Source organism: Ochrobactrum sp. Marseille-Q0166 (assembly GCF_014397025.1).
In the GTDB taxonomy this organism is placed as follows: domain Bacteria; phylum Pseudomonadota; class Alphaproteobacteria; order Rhizobiales; family Rhizobiaceae; genus Brucella.
In genome coordinates, this window is the sequence record NZ_JACJUO010000001.1 from 359,642 (window position 1) to 374,610 (window position 14,969).

The window sequence follows — 14,969 nt, forward strand, 5'->3', positions numbered from 1 at the left end:
ATGCTTGATCGTCGTTTGAACGCCTACCGTCCCGATCTTGCCGATGAACGGCTGAATGGTCAGGTGGAAGCAAGTCGCTTTACTGCTGGTACGCTGATGCAGGTTTCCGATTCGGTTGTCGACCTGCGCTCAGAACCCCGCCCTGACAGCGGGCCACAGACTCAGATCATCTTTGGTGATCTGGTGCGTGTTTTCGAAGAACAGGAAGGCTGGTGCTGGGTGCAGGCTGAGCGCGACGGTTATACCGGCTATGTCTCAGCAGCTTCATTGGAAAAGCCAGCGCGCGAAACAACCCATATGGTGATTGTGCCACGCACATTCGTCTATTCCGGCAATGATCTTCGCTTTCCTTACACAAAAGCATTGTCACTCGGCTCCCGCGTCCGAATCGCAGGGTATTCCGAGAAGCGAGGAACCGAATACGCACTGCTTGAGAGCGGCGAATCACTGATTGCAAAACATCTTGCGCCTTTGAACGAGCACGCTGCGGATTATGTCGCAGTCGCCGAAACACTGATGCACACACCTTATCTCTGGGGGGGGGCATCGGGCTTTGGTATTGATTGCTCTGGTCTGGTTCAGCTTTCAATGTGGGTTACTGGCCGCACAGTCCTGCGCGATTCCGACATGCAAGAGAATTCGCTTGGTGAGATCATCGAGCCGGATGCGAGCTATTCCAATCTAAAGCGTGGCGATCTCGTCTTTTGGAAAGGCCATGTGGCAATCTGTGCTGCGCCCGACATGCTGATTCACGCCAGCGGTCACACAATGACGGTAACGCTTGAGCCGTTAAAGGAAGCGATAAAACGCATCGCCTATCTTTACGACCTGCCAACGCGCATCAGAAGGCCATAAGCGTGAGACGATGAAGAGAAGAGGGACATTATGGATTGCAGGGCTGGTACTTGGCCTCAGCGCCTCTTTCCCTTCTGCCGTCTCTTTTGAGAGAGTAGCCCGCATGACTATCACGGCTTCGCCCGCAAGCTTTGCCAGCGTCAACGGCATTGAGATGTACTATCGCGTTGTCGGCAAGGGACCGCCGATCCTGCTCATTCATGGAGGTCTGTCCGACCAGCATGTCTGGGATGCGCAACTGCCGATTCTGGCGCGCGATCATATGGTAATTGTCGCGGACAGTCGTGGTCAGGGCCGCTCGACACGAACGACGGAGCCAATCACCTATGAGCTGATGGCCGATGATTATGTAGCGCTACTTGATTATCTGCATGTTAGCAAAGTTGATCTTGTTGGCTGGAGCGATGGCGGCATTATCGGCATTGATATCGCCATCCGCTATCCTGAGCGCCTGAAAAGCCTGTTTGCGCAGGCAGCCAATGTCACTCCGGAAGGTTCCACGGGTTATGCGCTGGCGCGCGCCGAAGGAAAGCCGATCCCCGAACTGCGCCACTACAGCAGCATTGATAGGGAAATTCATGCACTTTGGGCGAATGAGCCGAATTATACTGCAGAAGATTTATCAAAAATCGCCGTGCGGACAGCAATCGTGATCGGGGACCGGGATACGGCAATAACGCAAGAGCACACTGAATTTATTGCGGATCATATCCCCGGAGCGCAGCTGATCATACTGCCTGATTCCGGGCACGGTGTTCCAGCTGAAAACCCGCGCCTTTATGCAAGAACGGTTCTGAAATTTCTTGCGGGTAACAGGCTGGACGCGCCGCTCACCGCCAGCAAGTAACTAGATTCTGTTCGGCAACACACGATCCGGTGGACGATGTCCGTCGACAAAGGCCCTGATATTGATGATGACCTTGTCGCCCATATCCACGCGGCCTTCAATTGTTGCCGATCCCATATGCGGCAGCAGCACGACTTTACCTTTTTCAGCAAGCGACAGCAGGCGCGGATTGGCTGCTGGCTCGTGCTCGAACACATCAAGCCCGGCCCCGGCAATCTTGCCCTGCTCGATCAGTTCGACCAGCGCATTTTCATCGATAATCTGACCGCGGGCCGTGTTCACGAGATAGGCAGTTGGCTGCATCAATGCAATGCGTCGGGCAGAAAGCAGGTGAAAGGTTGCGGGCGTCGACGGACAATTGACAGAAATTATATCCATGCGAGCCAGCATCTGATCGAGGCTGTCCCAATAAGTCGCTTCAAGCTCTTCCTCAAGCTGCGCGTTGACGCGCTTGCGATTGTGATAATGGATTGAAAGCCCGAAAGCCCTGGCACGGCGGGCAACGGCTGTGCCGATTCGACCCATACCGACAATACCCAGACGCTTGCCCCAGATGCGTCGTCCAAGCATCCATGTCGGCGACCAACCCGGCCATTGGCCATCACGCTCGTTAAGGACATTTGCGCCTTCGACCAAACGACGCGGCACCATCAAAAGCAGTGCCAGCGTCATGTCGGCCGTGTCTTCTGTCAGTACATTGGGCGTGTTGGTGACAGTGATGCCGCGCTTTGCAGCAGCAGCTACATCAATATTATCGACACCATTGCCGAAGTTTGCGATCAGTTTGAGATTGGGGCCAGCCTGCTCAATGGCTGCAGCATCGATCACATCGGTGATGCAAGGCACCAGAACATCGGCTTCTTTCATCGCAGCGATAATTTCCGGCTGCGACATGCGATGGTCGTCAATATTCAGACGTGCGTCGAACAATTCCCGCATTCGGGTTTCCACCGGATCAGGCAGTTTGCGGGTCAATACCACTAGCGGTTTTTTCTTGTTCGACATCTCCACCCCTTTTTCTTGAGCAGTGCCACCTGTGCAGGTCCATAAATTTCACAGGAAACCTGGCTTGCCGATTCTCACGTTGAGACCTCCTTAACCAAGAAGGTGCAATATGAGATATTGCTCCGGCTGCTCATCTCTAGCAAGGCGGCGCAGCAAAGACAAAGAAAAACAGAATCGCGAAAGCTGCCCCTGCGTCTCCGACGCTTCTCCACAAACCTGTGAGAAGACAAGCTTTTGCCTGACTTGTTTGAGAAGCAGAAGCGGAAAAACCGCACAGTTTTATTTTTGCAGTTTCTGACGAAAATCTCCCCATTCGTTGGAACTGCCATGAAGTGACAGGACAGCGAGAGGTCAGAATTGTACCGAGTACTTTCGCAACGCTTTTTTATGGCAGCGCTTGGCAGTATGGCTTTGGTGTTAATTATTGCGCCGATGCTAGCGCATACTCATGCTGCAATGGCCCAAACCTCAGCAGGCACAACGTTTGGGGCAAGCGGCTTGCCAGTCCCCCGTTTTGTCAGCTTGAAGCCGGCACGCGTCAATCTGCGCGTGGGCCCGGGACGCGATTATGCCGTTTCATGGCTGTTCATGAAATCCGGACTGCCTGTCGAAATTATTCAGGAATACGATAACTGGCGCCGAATCCGCGATGCCGACGGCACGGAAGGCTGGGTCTATCAGTCTCTCCTGTCGGGCAAACGCACAGCAATTACGGCCCCATGGCTCAAGAATGATCAGGATGCGATGATCACCATGCGCCGCGATCCGAGTGAAACCTCGGGCTTGTCGGCGGAAGTCGAACCGAATGTTGTCGGCACCGTTCGCGAATGCAATGGCCAGTGGTGTCGAATGGATATTCAGGGTATACGCGGCTGGATCAGACAGTCTGACCTTTGGGGCGTTTATCCGGATGAAGTATTCGACTGATCTGGCACTGCGTCCGTCTTGACGTCGCATCATTCATGAGGCTAGCTCTTACGGAACAGAATCAAGAAGGAGTTTTATGCGCAGAAGTTCATCGTCGCCATTTTAACGGATTTGGACCCCGCCCAATTGGTGGGATTTTTGTGCATAATTAAACTCTGGAATAATCATGAAAAACATGACGCTTATGATCCGCACCTATCAGGCCGCGGACAAACAAATCTTGTCCTCCATTTGGTATCGCGCCTCTCTGGAAGCACATGGGTTTCTAGGAGAAGACCTGCTACGCAATCAGCAAAAGCTTATTGAAGACGTCTATCTGGAAAAGGCAGAGACCTGGGTTGCCGTTCTAAATGGTGAGCATGTTGGCTTTATCGGCCTGCTGGATTGCTTCATTGGTGGCCTTTTCGTTGACCCTTCCGTGCAAGGATACGGCATAGGCCACCGCTTGCTCGACCATGCTCTGACACTGAAAGGCGAACTCTCTCTCGAAGTTTACGCCGACAATAAACGAGCCTGTCGTTTCTATCAGCGGCTCGGCTTTCAGGAAATCAGTCGTCGCGGGGAAGACGATAACGGGCTTCCATTCACCAATATCTGGATGCGGCGAAAGGCTTAAAACTCGGAGCCCAAACACCGTTTCATGTTTTCTTGGACGGGCTTTGACGAAAAGCGGGGCGATTGCTCGCCCCGCTTCAAAATCAGTATTCGATCTGGCCTGTCACCAAGCCGGAATGACCGAGCCTTTGAAGGTTTCAGCAATAAACTGCTTCACTTCCGGGCTGTGATAGCTGCTGACCAGCGTCTTCACCCATTCCGCATTCTTGTCGGCAGTGCGGACGACCAGCACATTGACATAAGGAGCTTTTTCACCCTCACGGATAAGTGCGTCACCGGCCGGATTAAGACCTGCTTCCAATGCATAATTCGTATTGATGACGGCTGCTTCCACATCTTCGAGTGAACGTGGCAGTTGCGCTGCATCCAGTTCCACGAACTTCAGATTCTTCGGGTTTTCCGTCACATCTATTGACGTGACTTTCAGCCCCTTCGAAGAATCAAGCTTGATCAGGCCGTTATCTGCAAGCACCAGAAGGGCACGGCCGCCATTGGTTGGATCGTTCGGGATAGCGATAGTCGCGCCGTCAACCAGCTCCGATATATTCTTCAGCTTCTTAGAATATACTCCCATCGGGAAGTTGACTGTCTGTGCAACAGTTTCAATCGGAAATCCGCGATCTGCGACCTGATTGTCAAGGTAAGGCTGATGCTGGAAAGAGTTTGCTTCAAGCGACTTATCGGCAAGAGCCATGTTCGGAATCACATAATCAGAAAATTCCTGAATATCGATTTCGATACCCTTTGTCGCGGCGACTTCCTTGACCTTTTCCATGATCTGCGCGTGCGGTCCAGGTGTCACGCCAATGCGGATCTTTTCAGCAAAAGCGCTTCCAGTCGAATAAAGGGCGAATGCAACGGCTGCTATGATCAACTTACGCATGAACGTATCCAGTCAAATGGTTATCGACGCATTTATGCTCGGTTGGGAGGTCCGCGATAAATGCACCTATGAAAGGTAATGGTTCGGGTGAACCATTTTAGAGATCAATGCGCAACAAAAAAGCAGCCTGAAAAGGCTGCCTTTATAGAAAACCATACCACAACGCTTAACGCGTTTTGCGTCGGAGGCGGACGATAATATCTACATTGACGATTTCCATACCCTCCGGTGCTTCCGGCATATTGGAAACCGTTGGCTGGCCACGCTCACCATGCGGAATATCGAAAACCACATTCTCGCCCTCGAGGAAGAAATGCTGGTGATCGGAAATATTGGTGTCAAAATAGGTTTTCGAGCCTTCGACGGCGATGATCCGCAGCATACCGGCTTCGGTAAACTGATGTAGTGTGTTATAGACCGTCGCAAGCGATACCGGCACATTCGCTAAAACTGCTTCTTCATGAAGGTCTTCAGCGGAAAGGTGGCGATCCCCCTGTGCATAGATCAGACTGGCAAGCGAAACACGCTGGCGCGTCGGGCGCAAACCCGCGCTGCGAAGACGCTCTTCCATTGAAACCATCGAGTGGTTGGCATGATAATTCTGCATTTTCACCCTTTGATCCGTCACGATCCCGTAGCAATTTTGTCAAAGATTAAACGGGCTGTTGCCCATTGCATACTGTCATTGATATATGCCGTTGCGAATTAAGTATCAATAGGCATGGTAATACCGGCTTTTTTGGGAAAACCCGGCACACTATTTTACTGTCGGAGGCACTCTATGCTAGAGGTGTCCCCGAAAATCGACAACCCGACTGCTTCAAACATAAAGCCGTCACATCAGAATGATCCTCAAGGGAGGCGTAATGGCAGAACAGAAATCGAGCTACGGGTATGAAGAGCTCCTCAGCTGCGCACGCGGTGAGTTGTTCGGCCCCGGCAATGCACAGCTCCCCCTGCCGCCAATGCTGATGGTGCACCGCATCACCGAGATTTCCGAAACTGGCGGAGAGTTCGACAAGGGCTATATCCGTGCAGAATATGACGTAAGCCCAGACGACTGGTATTTCCCATGCCATTTTCAGGGCAACCCGATCATGCCTGGCTGCCTTGGCCTTGATGGCATGTGGCAGTTGACAGGTTTCTTCCTCGGCTGGCTCGGTGAGCCTGGTCGCGGTATGGCGCTGTCGACTGGTGAAGTGAAGTTTAAAGGCATGGTTCGCCCGCACACCAAGCTTCTGCAATATGGTATCGACTTCAAGCGTGTTATGCGCGGTCGTCTCGTTCTTGGCACGGCTGATGGCTGGCTCAAGGCTGATGGCGAGACCATCTACAAAGCAAGTGATCTGCGCGTCGGACTGTCCAAAGACGGTGATAGCGCCTAATTCATCATCATTCACGGGTGCGGAAGCAGAAAATCACGAGTTTTCATACCGCCGCGCTCAAAACATGCGAAGATCGCACCTATGTAACCGGGAACAAGGGTCAGCTCACACGGGTTGATCACACGGAACAGGTGTAAAGGAGAACGCGATGCGGCGTGTGGTCGTAACGGGTATGGGGATTGTATCCTCGATTGGAAATAACGTGCAAGAGGTCACAACCTCTCTGCGTGAAGCCAAATCCGGCATTTCCCGTGCTGAAGAATACGGCGAACTCGGTTTCCGTTGTCAGGTGCACGGCATTCCAAAGATTGATGTCGAGGCGCTGGTCGACCGCCGCGCAATGCGTTTTCATGGCCGCGGTACGGCATGGAATCACATCGCCATGGATCAGGCCATTGCCGATGCAGGTCTTTCGGAAGAGGAGGTCTCCAACGATCGAACCGGCATCATCATGGGTTCTGGTGGTCCTTCGACACGCACAATCGTTGATTCTGCTGACATCACCCGCGAAAAAGGTCCAAAGCGCGTCGGCCCGTTTGCCGTGCCAAAAGCCATGAGCTCGACCGCATCGGCAACGCTCGCGACCTTCTTCAAGATCAAGGGCGTCAATTATTCGATCTCTTCGGCTTGTGCGACGTCGAACCATTGTATCGGCAATGCCTATGAAATGATCCAGTATGGCAAACAGGACCGCGTTTTTGCGGGTGGCTGTGAAGACCTCGACTGGACACTTTCGGTGCTGTTCGACGCTATGGGTGCTATGTCGTGCAAGTATAACGACACGCCGGAAAAAGCCTCGCGCGCTTATGACAAGAACCGCGATGGTTTTGTTATTGCTGGAGGCGCAGGCGTTCTCGTACTCGAAGACCTCGAAACAGCGCTCGCACGCGGTGCAAAGATTTACGGCGAAATCGTCGGCTATGGCGCAACCTCCGACGGCTACGACATGGTTGCTCCTTCGGGCGAAGGTGCGATCCGCTGCATGAAGATGGCGCTTTCGACGGTCACGTCAAAGATCGACTACATCAATCCGCATGCGACTTCGACACCGGCAGGTGACGCACCGGAAATCGAAGCGATTCGTCAGGTGTTTGGCTCAGGCGATGCCTGCCCGCCAATCGCAGCAACCAAGTCGCTGACCGGCCACTCGCTCGGTGCTACCGGCGTTCAGGAAGCAATCTACTCGCTTTTGATGATGGAAAATAACTTCATCTGTGAAAGCGCTCACATCGAAGAACTGGATCCTGCCTTCGCGGACATGCCTATCGTTCGCAAGCGCATCGACAATGCTCAGCTCAATACAGTGCTTTCCAATTCCTTTGGATTTGGCGGTACCAATGCAACGCTGGTTTTCCAGCGCTATAAGGGCTGACGGAGAGGGACAATATGCAAGGTTTGATGCAAGGCAAACGCGGCCTCATTATGGGGGTCGCGAATAACCACTCACTCGCATGGGGAATTTCTAAGCAACTCGCCGCACAGGGCGCCGAACTGGCATTCACCTATCAGGGTGACGCACTCGGCAAACGCGTGAAGCCTTTGGCCGAACAGGTTGGGTCGGATCTGGTGCTGCCTTGCGATGTAGAAGACATTGCTTCGGTTGATGCCGTTTTCGCCGAAATCGAGAAAAAATGGGGAAAGCTCGATTTCATCGTTCACGCCATTGGCTTCTCAGACAAAACCGAGCTGAAGGGACGTTACGCAGACGTCACCACGCGCGATAATTTCAGCCGCACCATGGTGATCTCTGCCTATTCCTTCACCGAAATGGCACAGCGCGCAGAAAAGCTCATGAAGGACGGCGGCTCGATCCTGACGCTGACCTATGGCGGCTCGACACGCACGATTCCGAACTACAACGTCATGGGCGTTGCGAAAGCAGCGCTTGAAGCAATGGTTCGTTATCTCGCCGCCGATTACGGTCCGCAGGGCATCCGCGTTAATGCGATTTCGGCTGGTCCGGTTCGCACGCTGGCTGGTGCCGGCATTGGCGATGCACGCGCGATTTTCAGCTATCAGCGCCGTAATTCGCCGCTTCGTCGCACCGTAGACATTGACGATGTTGGCAAATCGGCTGTTTATCTGCTGTCTGATCTTTCGAGCGGTGTTACCGGCGAAATCCATTATGTGGATTCAGGCTATAACATCGTTTCGATGCCAACACTTGAAGAACTGAAAAGTTCGGACGCTGAACGCGGCGAATAAGTCGTTTGTTATCTTTTAATTTGTTTAATGGCGGCTCCTAGAGCCGCCATTTTACGTATGGCAACTGCGATCCGCCTTTATATCTTTCGTAGCGCCACTTCTTCGATCAGATGATCGCTGCCTTTGCGCAGAATGATGTCAGCGCGCGGGCGCGTGGGCAGAATATTCTCACGCAGGTTCTTCATATTGATATTGTTCCAGAGGCCTTCGCCGATGGAACGCGCGGCTTCTTCTGAAAGCTGCGAATAGCGGTGGAAGAATGACTGCGGATTGACGAAAGCAGTCTCACGCAAACGCATGAAGCGGTCGATATACCATTTGTGGATCAGCTCCGATTCCGCATCGATATAGATCGAAAAGTCGAAGAAGTCGGACACGAAGGGCACCATCTTGCCGTCTTCCGGCAGATCGCGGACCTGGAGTACGTTTATGCCTTCAAAGATCAGAATGTCGGGCTTGTCGACAATCTGATATTCGCCAGGTAGCACGTCATAGCTTAAGTGCGAATAGAGCGGCGCGCGCACATGGCTCATGCCGGCCTTAATCGCTGAAAGGAAACGCAGAACCGCGCCCACATCATAGCTTTCCGGAAAGCCCTTGCGCTCCATCAAATTCTGCTCACGCAGAACCGCGTTGGGGTAGAGGAAGCCGTCCGTCGTCACCAGATCGACTTTGGGGCTGGAAGGCCAGCGGGCGAGCAGTTCTTTCAGAATACGCGCGGTCGTGGATTTGCCAACCGCAACCGAGCCTGCGATGCCAATGATGAAAGGCGTCTTGAAACGCTCTTCCATATTGAGAAATTGCTGGCGCTGGCGGAACAGAAGCTGGCTTGCTTCCACATGCGCATAGAGCAGGCGGGACAGCGACAGATAAATGCGCCGCACCTCGTCAAGATCAATCGGATCGCCCAGCGAGCGCAGCCGTTTGACTTCTTCATAGGTGAGGGTGAGGGGCGTGTCGGCGCGAAAGCCTGCCCATTCCTCGGCCGAAAAGAAACGGTAAGGCGAGTAACGCGACGGCGTTAGCTGGTCCACTTTTTCCCACATATTGTCGCTGCTCTCCCTCAACGCCAATTCTAACACTTCCTGTTTGATCTGCATTTACGCTTTCGGACGACCAGCCTTCTCCTCAAGGCCAGTCTGTGCTGTACGGCGCTGCAATTCTGTAAAAACCTCATTGAGTGGCACATCTGCAATCTTGAGCACCACCAGCAAATGGTAAAGTAGGTCAGCACTTTCCGTGACCACTTCAGCGCGGTCGCCATTCACTGCTGCAATGATCGTTTCCACGGCTTCTTCACCAAGCTTTTTCGCGGCGCGTGTCTGCCCCTTGGCAACGAGGCTAGCCGTATAGGACGATCCATCCGTCGAATTTGCACGCTCTGCGACGATGCGTTCAAGGTCGGAAAGTGTAAATTCAGTCATCGGATTTCCTTCAGATTTTTGCGCATGTCGTTATCGGAAAACCGGTTCCCACTTTTCCGCGACAAGCTGTATTCTCAACGGACTGGGTCGAGCCGCATCGGAATGCCAGCCTCGGCCATGTAGCGCTTGGCTTCGCCAATCGTATAGGTGCCGAAGTGGAAGATCGACGCCGCAAGAACTGCCGTTGCATGACCTTCACGTATACCGTCGACCATGTGGTCGAGATTGCCAACACCGCCCGAAGCGATCACCGGAACGCGTATGCTGTCCGCGACAGCCCGCGTCAGCGCCACATCGTAACCCGCCTTGGTTCCATCCCGATCCATCGAGGTCAGCAGGATTTCGCCGGCACCAAGGCTCACCACCTTTTGCGCAAATTCCACCGCATCAATGCCAGTCGTCTGGCGTCCACCATGGGTAAAGATTTCCCAGCGGTCGCTCTCACCAGCACCCGAAACCTTCTTGGCGTCGATGGCCACAACGATGCACTGATCGCCAAACTTGTCAGCGGCTTCCGCAACAAATTCCGGGTTCTTGACCGCAGCCGTGTTGATCGAAACCTTGTCAGCCCCGGCAAGCAACAGCTTGCGAATATCAGAAACCTGGCGAACGCCACCGCCAACAGTCAGCGGCATGAAGCACTGTTCCGCTGTACGGGCGATGACATCGAAAATTGTCTCACGATTGTCCGAAGACGCCGTGATATCGAGGAGGCACAGTTCGTCAGCACCGGCGGCATCATAGGCGCGGGCCGCTTCCACCGGATCACCGGCATCGATCAGATCGACAAAGTTCACACCCTTCACGACGCGGCCGTCTTTAACGTCCAAACAAGGAATTACGCGTGCTTTCAAGGTCATGCCGAAGTCCTCAAGAGAGCCAATGCTTCTGCCGGATCGATGCGGCCATCATAAAGCGCGCGACCGGAAATCGCGCCTTCAAGCTTCCGGGCATCAGGTGCAGAAAGACGTTTGATGTCATCCATCGAGGCGAGGCCGCCCGATGCGATCACCGGAATGGAAATGCTGTCAGCGAGACCGAGCGTCGAATCCCAGTTGATACCTGCCAGCACGCCGTCACGGTCGATATCCGTATAGATAATGGCTGCAACACCAGCACCTTCAAATTTTTTCGCGAGTTCCACCACGCCAAGCTCGGAGGCCTCGGCCCAACCTTCGACAGCGACATAGCCGCCCTTGGCATCAATGCCGACTGCAACCTGACCCGGAAACTCCTTACAGGCTTCGATCACCAGCGCCGGATCGCGTACGGCAACCGTACCGAGAATGACGCGGCGCAGCCCCTTGGAAAGCCAGCTTTCGATATGGGCGAGGGTGCGAATACCGCCGCCAAGCTGAACCGGATTTTTGGTCGCTTTGAGAATCGCTTCAACAGCCTTGCCGTTGACGCTTTCACCAGCGAAGGCACCGTTGAGATCGACCACATGCAGCCATTCAAAGCCCTGATCCTCAAAAGCTTTAGCCTGTGCTGCGGGGTCTTCATTGTAAACGGTCGCCTGATCCATGTCGCCAAGCTTCAGGCGCACGCATTGACCGTCTTTCAAATCGATGGCGGGAAAAAGGATCATATCTTCAAGGCTTCCATTTCAGGAAATTGGCAATAAGCGAGAGACCGAGCAACTGGCTCTTCTCAGGATGGAACTGCGTGCCGATCATATTGTCGCGGCCCACCATTGCGGTCACATCGCCGCCATAATCGGTGACGGCCAGCACCTCGGCTTTGTTCTTCGCGTCGAACATATAGGAGTGCACGAAATAAGCATGCAAACCGTTCTCGCCGGTGGCGATGCCGTCGAACACCGGATGCGAATGTTTCACGTGAATCCTGTTCCAGCCAATCTGCGGAATCTTGAGCGTTGGATCGGACGGCGTCATTTCACGCACATCTCCAGCGATCCAGCCAAGACCTTCGCTCACTTCTTTTTCAAGTCCGCGTTCGGACATCAATTGCATGCCGACGCAGATACCAAGGAAAGGATGTGCCTTTTTCAGAACCACATCTTCCAGTGCTTCCACCATGCCGGAAACAGCATGGAGGCCACGACGGCAATCGGCATAAGCACCGACACCCGGCAGCACGATGCGATCGGCACTCGCCACGCGATCGGCATCCGCCGTCAGTTCGATTTCAGCTTTCACACCGCTCTCATGGGCGGCGCGCTCAAAGGCCTTGGTGGCCGAGCGAAGATTGCCGGAACCATAGTCAATAATTGCAACACGCATTTTCAGTTTTCTCCGCGATGACCGACAAATCCGATCGTCGAGCCAAATGAGGAATAAGTGGGGCGAGGGGTTTGTCCAGCCCAGTCGGGTGCAGGCTTTGCCGTCTGAACTGCCGCTTCATCACCACCGTAGAAGTAGCGAATCTCGGCTTCTTCCAGATCAGCCGCATCGATGGCGGCTTTCTCGACATAGCCCTGCCGCTTAAGCTTCGCGATTTTCCAGTTTGGGCCTTCCAGTGCCACAAAGAGCGAAAACAGCAAGGTGATCACGGGAACCGCATTGGAGATGCCGAGCATAGCGCCGGCAAATCCAAGCAGGATCGTTATGCCCAAAATAGCAAAAGCCTCAAACCACAGTCGCTGCAACAACAGCCAGACAACCGGAAGGATCAGTGCCAAAGTGTAGAATCCGTCGCGCACAAACACAGAGTTTTCAGCGCCGTCAGCGCCTTCTTTCTCCAGAACGACGAATTGTGCCATTGGCTTATCCCTTCAGCGACCCCTTGGTCGAAGGAATTGCATCCTTCTGACGCGGATCGGTTTCCAGTGCCGTGCGCAGAACTCTTGCCACAGCCTTGAAGATCGATTCTGCAATATGGTGATTGTTGGCGCCATAGTGATTGTTGATATGCAGCGTAATACCTGCATTCATCGCAAAAGCCTGGAAGAACTCGCGCACCAGTTCGGTATCGAAGGTGCCGATCTTGGCCGTCGTGAAATTCACATTCCAGACCAGAAACGCACGGCCCGAAACATCGACCGCCGCACCCGTCAGCGTGTCATCCATGGCAAGATCCATCGAAGCATAACGCACGATGCCACGACGCTCACCAAGCGCTTTTGCCACAGCCTGACCCAGCGCAATGCCAGTATCTTCCACCGTATGGTGATCGTCGATGTGCAGATCGCCTTTGGCCATCACGCGCATGTCGATGAGCGAATGTCGGGAAAGCTGCTCCAGCATATGATCGAAGAAGCCGACACCTGTTGTGATGTCAAACTTGCCGTTGCCGTCCAGATCCACAGAAACAGCGATGCTTGTTTCTTTTGTTGAACGTTCGATACTTGCTTTGCGGGCGCTTTCAGCCGTCATAGCATTTCCTCTGTTGAAATCTTTTCGCGTTCTAGAACAGCTGACCGCTTTTGCCAATGCTTTTAGGACAGCTCGCAAGATTCTGAATTTTATTCACGCGCATTTTATCCAAAACCGTTTCACACTTTTTGGAATGCGGCTTTCCCAGCAGCGCATTTTATCCAAAAACCGTTTCACACTTTTTGGAATGCGCTGTTAGCCATTTGCATTTTGCCAGACGGTTCTTAAATATTCACAACGAAACCCGATTCAGTTAGCTCTTTCGCGAACGGAATGAGGCTTCGGCCATATCAGGGGTTTGTGCGTTTGCCAGATGGAAACGTATGAGCCGCCAAAGGAGTGATCCATGATCGAACATAATCCCACAACAATTTACGGAACGACCATTGTCACCGTTCGCAAGGGCGGCAAAGTTGTCATCGCCGGTGACGGGCAGGTCTCGCTCGGCAATACTGTGATGAAGGGCAATGCGCGCAAAGTGCGCCGCATCGGTAAAGGCAATGTCATTGCCGGTTTTGCAGGCGCAACCGCTGATGCCTTCACCCTGCTTGAGCGTCTTGAAGCCAAGCTTGAACAATATCCAGACCAGCTCATGCGTGCTTCCGTCGAGCTTGCCAAAGACTGGCGTACGGATCGTTATCTGCGCAAACTCGAAGCCATGATGCTGGTTGCCGACAGCAAGGTCACGCTCGCACTCACCGGTACCGGCGATGTACTTGAACCAGAACATGGTGTCATGGCTATCGGATCTGGCGGCAACTATGCGTTGGCTGCGGCCCGCGCACTGATCGATACCGATAAGGATGCTGAGGAAATTGCACGCAAGGCGATGGAGATTGCGGCCGATATCTGCATCTACACCAATCACAGCATTCTTGTTGAAAGCCTCGACGCCGAATGACGCAAACCGTGCAAGCCTCAACCTCTGAAACACAGCGTTGGGGCCTAGGTGCTCTGATCGTCCTTGCCATTCTCGTTATACAGGCCTCCTGGCTTTATATCGACGGACGGATTCCTATGTGCGAATGCGGTACTGTAAAATTATGGTCCGGTTCGCTGATGTCTGAGAATTCGCAGCATATAGCCGACTGGTATACGCTCTCGCACATCATTCATGGTTTTCTGTTCTACTGGCTTCTGACAATCATCGCGCCAAAGGCTCCGCTGGGCTTGAGGCTTGCCATAGCAGTCGGCGTTGAAGCCGTCTGGGAACTGGTCGAAAACTCGAACTTCATCATTGAGCGCTATCGCGCGAATACGTCCTCGGTGGACTATTTTGGCGACAGCATCGTGAATTCGGTTTCCGATACAGTTGCTGCCCTGATCGGTTTTCTGCTTGCTGCAAAACTACCAACAAAAATCACCGTCGCGATTGCGCTCTTCATGGAAGTTCTGGCCCTTATCGTTATCCGCGACAACCTTACGCTCAACGTGATCATGCTGCTGCATCCGTTCGAGTTCATCAAGCAGTGGCAAACCGGGTTATAA

Annotated in this window: 19 protein-coding genes; 9 read left to right on the forward strand and 10 right to left on the reverse strand. The window is 53.4% G+C overall.

All coding sequences use genetic code 11. The features are described 5' to 3' along the window. Window positions 1–855 carry an NlpC/P60 family protein gene (locus H5024_RS01645; protein ID WP_187546518.1) on the forward strand — a complete coding sequence of 285 codons (855 nt, stop codon included), beginning with the start codon at window positions 1–3 and terminating at the stop codon, window positions 853–855. 10 nt (window positions 856–865) lie between these two features. Further along, on the forward strand, window positions 866–1,702 hold the full coding sequence (locus H5024_RS01650) for an alpha/beta hydrolase (protein ID WP_187543727.1): 837 nt from the start codon (window positions 866–868) through the stop codon (window positions 1,700–1,702). Here H5024_RS01650 and H5024_RS01655 read toward each other — a convergent pair whose 3' ends face one another. Continuing rightward, window positions 1,703–2,707: a D-glycerate dehydrogenase gene (locus H5024_RS01655; protein ID WP_187543728.1), complete on the reverse strand. Its 1,005-nt coding sequence runs from the start codon at window positions 2,705–2,707 to the stop codon at window positions 1,703–1,705. A gap of 357 nt (window positions 2,708–3,064) precedes the next feature. Here H5024_RS01655 and H5024_RS01660 point away from each other — a divergent pair, with 357 nt between their 5' ends. Beyond that, window positions 3,065–3,634: an SH3 domain-containing protein gene (locus H5024_RS01660; RefSeq protein ID WP_187543729.1), complete on the forward strand. Its 570-nt coding sequence runs from the start codon at window positions 3,065–3,067 to the stop codon at window positions 3,632–3,634. A gap of 166 nt (window positions 3,635–3,800) precedes the next feature. After that, window positions 3,801–4,250, forward strand: coding sequence for a GNAT family N-acetyltransferase (locus H5024_RS01665; RefSeq protein WP_187543730.1), 450 nt, complete (start codon window positions 3,801–3,803; stop codon window positions 4,248–4,250). Between the two features lie 102 nt (window positions 4,251–4,352). Here the strand turns inward: H5024_RS01665 and H5024_RS01670 are convergent, their stop codons facing one another. Both H5024_RS01670 and irrA read right to left on the reverse strand, forming a co-directional pair. Beyond that, window positions 4,353–5,132, reverse strand: coding sequence for a MetQ/NlpA family ABC transporter substrate-binding protein (locus tag H5024_RS01670; RefSeq protein ID WP_187543731.1), 780 nt, complete (start codon window positions 5,130–5,132; stop codon window positions 4,353–4,355). A 166-nt stretch (window positions 5,133–5,298) separates the two neighbouring features. Next, a complete protein-coding gene (gene irrA / locus H5024_RS01675; RefSeq protein ID WP_187543732.1) occupies window positions 5,299–5,739 on the reverse strand; it encodes an iron response transcriptional regulator IrrA in 441 nt (146 codons plus the stop codon). Between the two features lie 259 nt (window positions 5,740–5,998). Between irrA and fabA the strand changes: the two genes are divergently transcribed. From fabA to fabI, 3 genes are all read left to right on the forward strand, one after another. Continuing rightward, window positions 5,999–6,517: a 3-hydroxyacyl-[acyl-carrier-protein] dehydratase FabA gene (gene fabA, locus H5024_RS01680; RefSeq protein WP_024898331.1), complete on the forward strand. Its 519-nt coding sequence runs from the start codon at window positions 5,999–6,001 to the stop codon at window positions 6,515–6,517. Window positions 6,518–6,665: 148 nt separating this feature from the next. After that, a complete protein-coding gene (gene fabB, locus H5024_RS01685; protein WP_187543733.1) occupies window positions 6,666–7,889 on the forward strand; it encodes a beta-ketoacyl-ACP synthase I in 1,224 nt (407 codons plus the stop codon). Between the two features lie 14 nt (window positions 7,890–7,903). After that, window positions 7,904–8,722 carry an enoyl-ACP reductase FabI gene (gene fabI / locus H5024_RS01690; protein WP_187543734.1) on the forward strand — a complete coding sequence of 273 codons (819 nt, stop codon included), beginning with the start codon at window positions 7,904–7,906 and terminating at the stop codon, window positions 8,720–8,722. 77 nt (window positions 8,723–8,799) lie between these two features. Here fabI and coaA read toward each other — a convergent pair whose 3' ends face one another. From coaA to hisB, 7 genes are all read right to left on the reverse strand, one after another. After that, window positions 8,800–9,768 carry a type I pantothenate kinase gene (gene coaA, locus H5024_RS01695; RefSeq protein WP_187546520.1) on the reverse strand — a complete coding sequence of 323 codons (969 nt, stop codon included), beginning with the start codon at window positions 9,766–9,768 and terminating at the stop codon, window positions 8,800–8,802. A gap of 54 nt (window positions 9,769–9,822) precedes the next feature. Then, a complete protein-coding gene (locus tag H5024_RS01700) occupies window positions 9,823–10,146 on the reverse strand; it encodes a phosphoribosyl-ATP diphosphatase (RefSeq protein WP_187543735.1) in 324 nt (107 codons plus the stop codon). A 74-nt stretch (window positions 10,147–10,220) separates the two neighbouring features. Then, on the reverse strand, window positions 10,221–11,006 hold the full coding sequence (gene hisF, locus H5024_RS01705) for an imidazole glycerol phosphate synthase subunit HisF (RefSeq protein ID WP_187543736.1): 786 nt from the start codon (window positions 11,004–11,006) through the stop codon (window positions 10,221–10,223). After that, window positions 11,003–11,734 carry a 1-(5-phosphoribosyl)-5-[(5-phosphoribosylamino)methylideneamino]imidazole-4-carboxamide isomerase gene (gene hisA, locus H5024_RS01710; protein ID WP_187543737.1) on the reverse strand — a complete coding sequence of 244 codons (732 nt, stop codon included), beginning with the start codon at window positions 11,732–11,734 and terminating at the stop codon, window positions 11,003–11,005. The genes hisF and hisA overlap by 4 nt, the downstream gene beginning before the upstream one ends. 4 nt (window positions 11,735–11,738) lie before the next feature. Beyond that, complete coding sequence (hisH, locus tag H5024_RS01715; RefSeq protein WP_187543738.1) at window positions 11,739–12,389, reverse strand: imidazole glycerol phosphate synthase subunit HisH; 651 nt, start codon at window positions 12,387–12,389, stop codon at window positions 11,739–11,741. Window positions 12,390–12,391: 2 nt separating this feature from the next. Then, window positions 12,392–12,868, reverse strand: coding sequence for a DUF2628 domain-containing protein (locus tag H5024_RS01720; RefSeq protein ID WP_187543739.1), 477 nt, complete (start codon window positions 12,866–12,868; stop codon window positions 12,392–12,394). A 4-nt stretch (window positions 12,869–12,872) separates the two neighbouring features. Continuing rightward, window positions 12,873–13,481 carry an imidazoleglycerol-phosphate dehydratase HisB gene (gene hisB, locus H5024_RS01725; protein WP_007872453.1) on the reverse strand — a complete coding sequence of 203 codons (609 nt, stop codon included), beginning with the start codon at window positions 13,479–13,481 and terminating at the stop codon, window positions 12,873–12,875. Between the two features lie 346 nt (window positions 13,482–13,827). Here hisB and hslV point away from each other — a divergent pair, with 346 nt between their 5' ends. Continuing rightward, entirely contained in the window at window positions 13,828–14,382 is a 555-nt protein-coding gene (hslV, locus tag H5024_RS01730) for an ATP-dependent protease subunit HslV (protein ID WP_024898440.1), read from the forward strand. Further along, the gene (locus H5024_RS01735) at window positions 14,379–14,969 is read left to right on the forward strand and encodes a DUF2585 domain-containing protein (protein ID WP_187543740.1); all 591 of its coding nucleotides are present in this window, start codon (window positions 14,379–14,381) and stop codon (window positions 14,967–14,969) included. The genes hslV and H5024_RS01735 overlap by 4 nt, the downstream gene beginning before the upstream one ends.